The sequence below is a fragment of the Actinoplanes sp. NPDC051633 genome (assembly GCF_040681735.1).
Lineage (GTDB): Bacteria > Actinomycetota > Actinomycetes > Mycobacteriales > Micromonosporaceae > Actinoplanes.
Map to the genome: position 1 here is coordinate 1 of NZ_JBFAZH010000306.1, position 7,323 is coordinate 7,323.

Below are 7,323 nucleotides of genomic sequence, written 5' to 3' on the forward strand. Positions count from 1 at the left end.
TCGACGCCGGCGGCCCGGGCAAGGCCGGCGGCGAGGGCGGTGGTCACCATGGCGACGAGCGTGGCGATGACGCCGGTGACGACGAGCTTGCGGAGCCGATGGGTACGGCCCGGTGCCGGGCCTGGGACCACTCCGATGTCATTCATGTCGTTCCTCCCGCACCGGGATTACTCTTCGCCGTCGGCCGGCAGGCGCTCCGGCAGCCCGAGCCGCGGGAACTGGTCGTCGTGGAACGTGATGATCTCGGTGATCGCCCCGCCGGTGACGCGCAGGACGTCGATCGTCAGGGGCAGGTACGCGCCCTCCCGCTTCTGCCAGTGATAGAAGGCGACGGCGGGCTGCCGGTTCACGGAGGTGGGGACGGCACGCAGATTCTGCATGCCCGCGAAGCCGCTCTCGACCCAGTAGCCGACCACCGCGTCGCGGCCGACCTGCAGGCCCGGCGTGGGCGGCATCGAGCTGCGGACGTCGTCGCGCACCATTGCGGCGAGCCGGCCGATGTCCGTGGCCACGCTGGCCTCGGTATACCGGCGCACCAGCTCGCGGGTCCCGGCATCCTCCCGACCGCCGGTCCAGTCCTGCCGCTCGGCGGGCAGGTTTTCCCGCATGCCGGCGCGGGCCCGTTGCAGCGCGCTGTTCACGGAGTTGACGGAGTCCCCGAGGAGCTCCGCGACGTCCTTCGCCGGCCAGCCGAGCACGTCCCGCAGGATCAGCACGGCCCGCGGGCGCGGCGCGAGGTGCTGGACGGCGACCAGGTACGCCAGCTCGATCGTCTCCCGTGCGACGGCAACGGACTCCGGCTCGTCCGCGTCACCCGCGGGCAGCTCGTCGAGCAGCCGGTCGGGGTAGGGCTGCAGCCACAGCACCTCGCCGCCGGTCGCCGGCTGCGGGCGGCACTTGGCGAGCAGGTCCAGGCAGGCGTTGGTGGCGATCCGGTACAGCCAGGCCCGGAACGTCGACCGCCCCTCGAAGGTCTCCCGCCGCCGCCAGGCACGCAGGAACGTCTCCTGGACCGTGTCCTCGGCGTCCTCGAACGAGCCGAGCATCCGGTAGCAGTGCACGTGCAGCTCCCGCCGGTGCCGCTCCGCCAGCCCCGAGAACGCCGGCTCGTCGACCTCGCTCAGCCGGCTTCCGCCCAGCCCGCCCATGCCCAGCTCCTTCAGCCGCATGTCCGCCCTCATCGCGTCATCCTTCCGCCTCATCGTGTCCGTCGTAGGTGTGACGCGTGGGGGCCTGACAACTCATCACTCGGAGTGGAGACGCCGGCCGATGCTCGTGACCGGGTCACCGGCGGATATCGAGGAACATCGTCCGGTTGATTGCGGCACCATATGACCATGGTCGACACCGCTGGTCTGCTGGCCGCCTACGACGCGCAGATGCGCATGCCGACCGGCGCCGTCCCGTCCGGCTTGACCTACGAGTACGACGGTCCGGTCCTGAGGATCGTCGGCTCGCACGTGGGACGGATCCGGGCGCCGCGCGACGTCGGCGTCACCGGCGCCGAGCTCGACCGCCTGATCGCCCGCCAGCGAGACTTCTTCCGGGCCCGGGGCGAGGGCGTCGAGTGGAAGCTCCGGGCCCACGACCTGCCCGCGGATCTTCCCGATCGCCTGGTCGCGGCCGGTTTCGTACCGGAGGAGCCGTCGGCGGTGCTGCTCGGCTTCGCCGAGGAGGTGGCCGCCGAACCGGTCCTGCCCGACGGCGTCGTGCTGCGGCAAGTCAGCGAAGCCGCGGACCTGCACCGCATCGCCGGCCACCAGACCGAGGTGTGGGGGTTCGACTGCTCCTGGGTCGCGGCCGACCTCATCGCCCGGGTGTCGGCGGACCCCGGCCAGATCACCGTCATGGTCGCCGAGGCCGGTGATCGGCTGGTCTGCACCGCCTGGTCGGTGTACAGCCCGGGCACCGACTTCGTCGCTCTGCTCGGCGGCACGACATCGCCGGACTGGCGGGGACGCGGCCTCTACCGTGCGATTCTCGCCGCCCGGGCCACGGAGGCCGTCGTCCGCGGCTTTCGGCTGCTGCACGTCGACGCCTCCCCGGCCAGCGCGCCGATCCTGCGCCGGTGCGGCTTCCACGACATCACCACGTCCACGCACTACCAATGGTCGCCGCCGACGTGACCGCGACGGCTACCCCAGCGCCAGGACCAGGCCGGCCGCCAGGAGAAGCCCGGCGGTGAGCCCGTGGATGCCCAGCGCGGCGGAGGGCTTCCCGCCGTTTCTGACCACGATCACGGCGTCCGCGATCGGCGTGAGCGCGGCGGCGATCAGCGACCAGCCGAGCGTCGTGCGATCGGAGGCGGCCCAGACTACGAGCAGCACCACCCCGAGGTGATATCGCGGATGCCTTTGATCTCGGTCAGGGCGCGGAGGCTCTCGGCGGGCACGCCGAACGCGAGCGTCGCCCGGCGAGGTGTCAGGAGGAAGCGGACACCGATGGCGATGATCGCGGCACAGGCGAGGAGCGCGACCAGCAGGGCGGCGAGTTGCATGGCGGGGAGGTCCTTCCGGCGTGTGTCTAGCGACGTTATCTAACAATGCTATCGTACGTGCATGTCTCCCCGACCCGCCCCGGACCTCCAGCTGAGACGCGAACAGGTCATCCACACTGCGCGCGACCTCGCGGAGTCCGAGGGCTGGTCCGCCGTCACGATGCGCCGTCTCGCCGCGGAGCTCGGCGTCACCCAGCCGGTGCTCTACTCGGCCTTCGCCGGCCGTCAGGCCATCCTCGACGCGGTGGCACTGCACGGCTTCAGCGCCATCGCCGCCGCCCTCGAGGCTGTGGAGGTCTCGCCGTTGGCGCGGATGCGCGCCTACCTCGAGTTCGCCACCGCCCATCCCAGGACGTACGAGGCGATGTTCTCAATGCCGTCGGGGCTGGCTTTCGCGGCAGACGACACCCCGGAACCGCTCAGGCGGGCGTTCTCCGGCATCCGCGACGCCTTTCCCGATGCCGACGGCACGCGCGCGGAGGTCACCTGGTCGACGCTGCACGGCCTGGCCACCCTCCAGGCCGGCGGGCGCCTCCGTCAGGCCCAGGCCCGGGCGCGGCTCGACCTCGCCCATCGCATGCTCACCCAGCAGGAGACCCACTGACTATGCGCGACGCGCAGACCTTCGGTCTTCGCCGCGATCTAGGCTGTGCGAATGCGCGTACTGGTCACCGGGGCGCGGCGGGGGATCGGTGCCGCTCTCGCCGCCGGACTTGCCGCGCCCGGTCGCACTGTGCTCATCCACCATCTCGCGGCGGCCCCGGAGGCCGAGGCCGTCGCCGCACGCTGCCGGGAACGCGGCGCGGAGTCCGTCGTGCTGGAGGCCGATCTGCGTGACGTGGACGCGGTCGTCGATCTGGCAGCTCGCGCCGGCGCGGTGGATGTGCTGGTGAACAACGCCGCTCGCGCGTCCAACGTGGACATCCGCGACCTCTCGCACGTCGAGTGGCAGCAGACGTTCGCGGTCAACGTGACCGCACCCATGGTGCTCGCCCGGGCGCTCGCCGCCGGCATGGCAGAGCGCCGGTGGGGGCGGATCGTCAACATCGCTTCCGCCACCGTACGGCTGGGTGGGCCGTCCGGGCCGTCGTACGTGTCCAGCAAGGCCGCTCTGATCGGGCTGACCCGATCACTGGCCCGGTCCTACGGCCGGGACGGCATCACCGTGAACGCGATCTCGCCGGGGGAGGTCGCCACCGAGGGCGAACTCGAGCTGCCCCCGCCTCCGGTGAGTGCGACCGCGGTGCAGGCGATCCCCGGCGTCCTGGTTCCGGACGACATGGCCGGCACCTTGCGCTACCTCGTCTCGGACGACGCCGCCAAGACGACCGGGCAGGTCATCGAGGTCGGCGCCGGCATGGTCCTCCGATAGCCGACTCGCCGCGAATCAGGCGTACCTGAAAATTGCCTTAAGTCGATGCGGAGCCTGGCTCTTCGCGCGGTCGTGTGCCAGGCTGCTACCCCGGACTGAACCGGTTCAATAGAGGAGGGCTAATGTTCCGCAAGGCTGTCGTCGTCCTGCTGGTTGCAACGCTGCTGCCGCTGAGTTCCTGCGGTGTCCGGAGCAAGCGTGGCGATCGCCATGACAAGAACGCGTCCGGCAACAGCTCCGGCTCGGGTTCGGAGAACTCCGGAATCGGCGGCAACCCGGCCGGCGGCGCGCAGACGGTCCAGGTGAACAAGTCCGCGACCGTCTACGGGTTGACGGTGAACCTGGTTTCGGTGTCCTACGATCCGTCGGTCGAGGCGTCCGGCTTCGGCGGTGACGATTCGCCGCTCACCGCGGAAGTCGCGATCGAGAACATCGCGAAGTCCGGCGTCTCGGGCGACGTCGGCTTCACGATCAAGTTCGAGGACGCCGGCTTCACGGGCGGACTGAAGCCGAAGATGAGCAGTCTCGCTGCCGGCGACAACACCAAGGCCACCGTCAACTTCCAGGTCGACCCGGGCGCTCAGGTGGGTGACCTCAAGTCGGGTGTCGTGCTGCTCGGCGACAGCAACGAGGTGCAGGCGGAGATCCCGCTCAACGAAACGGGCAAGGTCGTGGACCTGGCGCCGAAGCCGCTCATCGACAAGGCGGTGACCAGGAAGACCGGCGACGGTACGGTCCGGTTCAACGAGTGTGCGCTGCGGGCCGACTACCCGAACAAGCACGAGCAGGTGGAGAAGGACTTCCGCCTGATCGTCTGTTACCTGGATACGCAGAACGACAGCAAGTACAACCTCGTGCTGGTGTCCGAGGACAAGTTCAAGATTCGTCTGCCGGACGACTCGTCGCAGTCCGCCGATCAGTTCATCGGCTACAACTCCCCACGGGGCAAGAAGACCCACGACGTCGAGGCCGCCTGGAAGATCAGGTGGCCGGAGGGCGGCAGCCCGGGCAGGTACCGGCTCGAAGTGCAGCTCCTCGACGAGGGCGCGGTCCACAAGCTGACCCTGAACGTCCCGGCATGACGATCGAGGTTCAACGGCTGTGGGGTACGTGCTGAGCCGGCTTCACCGGCCGATGTTGGCCGTGACCCAGGCGTGCGGCAGGGGGATGGGCGTGCCCCGCTTGCCGGGAAGGTCGTCCTGGGCCGGGGCTTCGACCAGGCGGATGCCGCGGCCGAAGCCGGTGACCGCCGCGGCCGCGCGCCGGCCGTCGAACGTCCAGCCCTCCACTCGGCGGTAGCCGACGATCTCACCGTGGCGGACGACGCCGACGTGCCGCACGTACTCGAAGTCATCGCTCGTGTCGATCCGCGCCCGGAAGTGGACGACGGCGTCGATGGCGGCCCAGGGCTCTCGCTGCCGGCGGCCGTTCCAGTCGTCCGGACCCAGGACCACGCCGTCGGCGTCGATGGCGAACAGCACCTCGCGCCGGGCCGCCCGCCGGACGCGTCCGGCCACGACCACGCCCACCACCAGCGCGAGAACGAGCCCGACCACGAACAGCTGACGGTTGTCCGGCCAGTGCCAGAGCCCGAGCGTCATGAGCCCGGCCGGCACCACACTCGACAGCAGTAGCACGGCACCGGTGCGTACGCGTCCTTGACGGACCTCGTACGCTCCGGCGGCGTCGATCGACACACCCGCACGGTAGCTTGCAAGGTCCACCGCGCCGTCGTGCGGCTCTATGCTGCACGGATGGCAGCGTGTTCCGAGCTGGCCGTCGGGCGTCGTTCGCGACGCGTCGATGGTCGCTTCGGGGTAACCCCGAGGGCGAAGGTTTGACCACCGCAGCACATCGCCGGCGCGACTCTGCGCTTCGCGCAGGCAGGCGCAGGCACGACCGGGCATCGTCGGGACACGCTGCCGCCCTTGTCCGGTACGCGGCCCGGCGCCAACCCGCATCGCGGGTGGCCGGCGCGCTCGCCGATGCCTTCCTTGCCGGGCCGTGGCAGTCCGAGGCGCTGCTCGAGGCGGCCGCCACGGTCCTCGGCCGGCGGTTCCGCTGGGTGGAACCGCTGGTGGCCGCGGTCCTCGGCGCCTATCGGGATGCGCCGACCGATCGGCCGCGGGAGCTGGCCGGCTTCCTGGCCGAGCTGGACCGGCTGCCGCCGTTCCGGCGGGTGGGGGTGCATCGCGCGATCATCCGCCGACGGGTGGCCGCGCCGACCCGGGCCGTCCGCATGCGGTGGAATGCACCGCGACTGGACGATCTCGGCGTCCTCGCCGATTTCCTCGATCTCGACGATGACATGCTGGACTGGTTCGCCGACCGGCGCGAGATCAACCGTCATGCCCGTGATGAACGGCTGCGGCACTACCGTTACACGTGGCTGCCCCATCGGCTGATCGAGGCACCGAAACCCAGGCTTCGCTCCCTGCAGCGTCGGCTGCTCGACGAGGTGCTGGCGGTCATCCCGGTGCACGATCGGGCGCACGGGTTCGTGCCGGGGCGCGGCGTGCACACCTTCGCCGCCGGGCACGCGGGCCGCGCCGTACTGGTGAGCCTGGATCTGCGCTCGTTCTTCTCCGGCATCACGGCCGCCCGGGTCTACCGGGTGTTCAGGCAGGCCGGATATCCGGAGCCGGTCGCGCACACGCTGACGTCGATCGTCACCACCCGGACGCCGGCCCACGTTCTGCGGCGGGCCCCCGACGCGAGGTGGGCGGCGCTGCTGCGGCAGCCGCACCTGCCGCAGGGCGCGCCGACCTCGCCCGCGCTGGCAAACTTGTGTGCGTTCCGGCTGGACCGGCGACTGACCGGCCTCGCCGAACGATTCGACCTGCACTATTCGCGTTACGCCGACGACCTCGCCTTCTCCGGCGCCCTCGGTGTCCACCGGACTGATGATCTGATCACCTACGTGCGTCGCATCGTGGTCGAGGAAGGCTTTGCGGTGCATCCGGGGAAGACGCGGATCCGGCATCGTGGCGACCGTCAGCAATTGGCCGGCCTGGTGGTCAACAGCCGTCCGGCCGTGCCGCGTGCCGACTACGACCGGCTCCGGGCCACGCTGCACGACGCCGCCAGGAACGGCCTCGAGGCGGCGAACCGCGAGGGCCATCCGGACTTCGCGGCTCATCTTGCCGGCCGTGTCGCCTGGACCTCCCATCGCCACCCCGTCCGGGCCGCCAAGCTGCAGGCTCTGCTCTCGGCGGCGCTCGAGCCGCAGACCTCTCGCTTAGCAACGCTCGGCGGTCCCGATGCCTGATGACGCTCTCGCTCGGCTGATCGATCTGGTGCCGCCACCATCGCCAGGACCGGCACCGGTCGACTGGGATGCGGTCGACCGCCAGGTGGCCTCTCCGCTGCCGAGCGATTACCGAGCCTACGTGAGTCGTTACGGTCTCGGCTGCATCAACGGCCTCTATTGGGTGCTGCATCCGCACGGCACACC

The 7,323-nt window shown here is 70.6% G+C and carries 7 protein-coding genes and 2 pseudogenes; 6 read left to right on the plus strand and 3 right to left on the minus strand.

Features of this window, described 5'->3' with window-relative positions; translation table 11 throughout:
• Nucleotides 1-167: 167 nt before the first annotated feature.
• Nucleotides 168-1,181: an RNA polymerase subunit sigma-70 gene (locus AB0M20_RS18575; protein ID WP_364299638.1), complete on the minus strand. Its 1,014-nt coding sequence runs from the start codon at nucleotides 1,179-1,181 to the stop codon at nucleotides 168-170.
• Nucleotides 1,182-1,337: 156 nt separating this feature from the next.
• Here AB0M20_RS18575 and AB0M20_RS18580 point away from each other — a divergent pair, with 156 nt between their 5' ends.
• Nucleotides 1,338-2,126, plus strand: coding sequence for a GNAT family N-acetyltransferase (locus AB0M20_RS18580; protein WP_364299640.1), 789 nt, complete (start codon nucleotides 1,338-1,340; stop codon nucleotides 2,124-2,126).
• A gap of 9 nt (nucleotides 2,127-2,135) precedes the next feature.
• Here the strand turns inward: AB0M20_RS18580 and AB0M20_RS18585 are convergent.
• Nucleotides 2,136-2,497 (minus strand): annotated as a pseudogene (locus AB0M20_RS18585) (DUF4267 domain-containing protein).
• A gap of 61 nt (nucleotides 2,498-2,558) precedes the next feature.
• On the opposite strand from AB0M20_RS18585, the gene AB0M20_RS18590 reads away from it, so the two are divergent.
• The 3 genes from AB0M20_RS18590 (at nucleotide 2,559) to AB0M20_RS18600 (ending at nucleotide 4,951) form a co-directional block, all read left to right on the plus strand.
• On the plus strand, nucleotides 2,559-3,101 hold the full coding sequence (locus tag AB0M20_RS18590; protein ID WP_364299642.1) for a WHG domain-containing protein: 543 nt from the start codon (nucleotides 2,559-2,561) through the stop codon (nucleotides 3,099-3,101).
• A 51-nt stretch (nucleotides 3,102-3,152) separates the two neighbouring features.
• On the plus strand, nucleotides 3,153-3,869 hold the full coding sequence (locus tag AB0M20_RS18595; protein ID WP_364299644.1) for an SDR family oxidoreductase: 717 nt from the start codon (nucleotides 3,153-3,155) through the stop codon (nucleotides 3,867-3,869).
• A gap of 122 nt (nucleotides 3,870-3,991) precedes the next feature.
• Complete coding sequence (locus AB0M20_RS18600) at nucleotides 3,992-4,951, plus strand: hypothetical protein (protein ID WP_364299646.1); 960 nt, start codon at nucleotides 3,992-3,994, stop codon at nucleotides 4,949-4,951.
• A 42-nt stretch (nucleotides 4,952-4,993) separates the two neighbouring features.
• Here AB0M20_RS18600 and AB0M20_RS18605 read toward each other — a convergent pair whose 3' ends face one another.
• Nucleotides 4,994-5,566 (minus strand): hypothetical protein, encoded by a 573-nt coding sequence (locus tag AB0M20_RS18605; protein WP_364299648.1) that lies wholly within the window; start codon nucleotides 5,564-5,566, stop codon nucleotides 4,994-4,996.
• 269 nt (nucleotides 5,567-5,835) lie between these two features.
• On the opposite strand from AB0M20_RS18605, the gene AB0M20_RS18610 reads away from it, so the two are divergent.
• Together AB0M20_RS18610 and AB0M20_RS18615 are read left to right on the plus strand one after the other, a co-directional pair.
• On the plus strand, nucleotides 5,836-7,137 hold the full coding sequence (locus AB0M20_RS18610) for a reverse transcriptase family protein (protein WP_364299650.1): 1,302 nt from the start codon (nucleotides 5,836-5,838) through the stop codon (nucleotides 7,135-7,137).
• Nucleotides 7,130-7,323 (plus strand): annotated as a pseudogene (locus tag AB0M20_RS18615) (hypothetical protein); the annotation flags it as partial. The gene AB0M20_RS18610 and the pseudogene AB0M20_RS18615, both read left to right, overlap by 8 nt.

Coding starts and splice junctions, on each gene's coding strand:
- AB0M20_RS18575 (WP_364299638.1), bottom strand. CDS start 1,181: ATGAGGGCGGACATGCGGCTGAAGGAGCTGGGCATGGGCGGGCTGGGC.
- AB0M20_RS18580 (WP_364299640.1), top strand. CDS start 1,338: ATGGTCGACACCGCTGGTCTGCTGGCCGCCTACGACGCGCAGATGCGC.
- AB0M20_RS18590 (WP_364299642.1), top strand. CDS start 2,559: ATGTCTCCCCGACCCGCCCCGGACCTCCAGCTGAGACGCGAACAGGTC.
- AB0M20_RS18595 (WP_364299644.1), top strand. CDS start 3,153: ATGCGCGTACTGGTCACCGGGGCGCGGCGGGGGATCGGTGCCGCTCTC.
- AB0M20_RS18600 (WP_364299646.1), top strand. CDS start 3,992: ATGTTCCGCAAGGCTGTCGTCGTCCTGCTGGTTGCAACGCTGCTGCCG.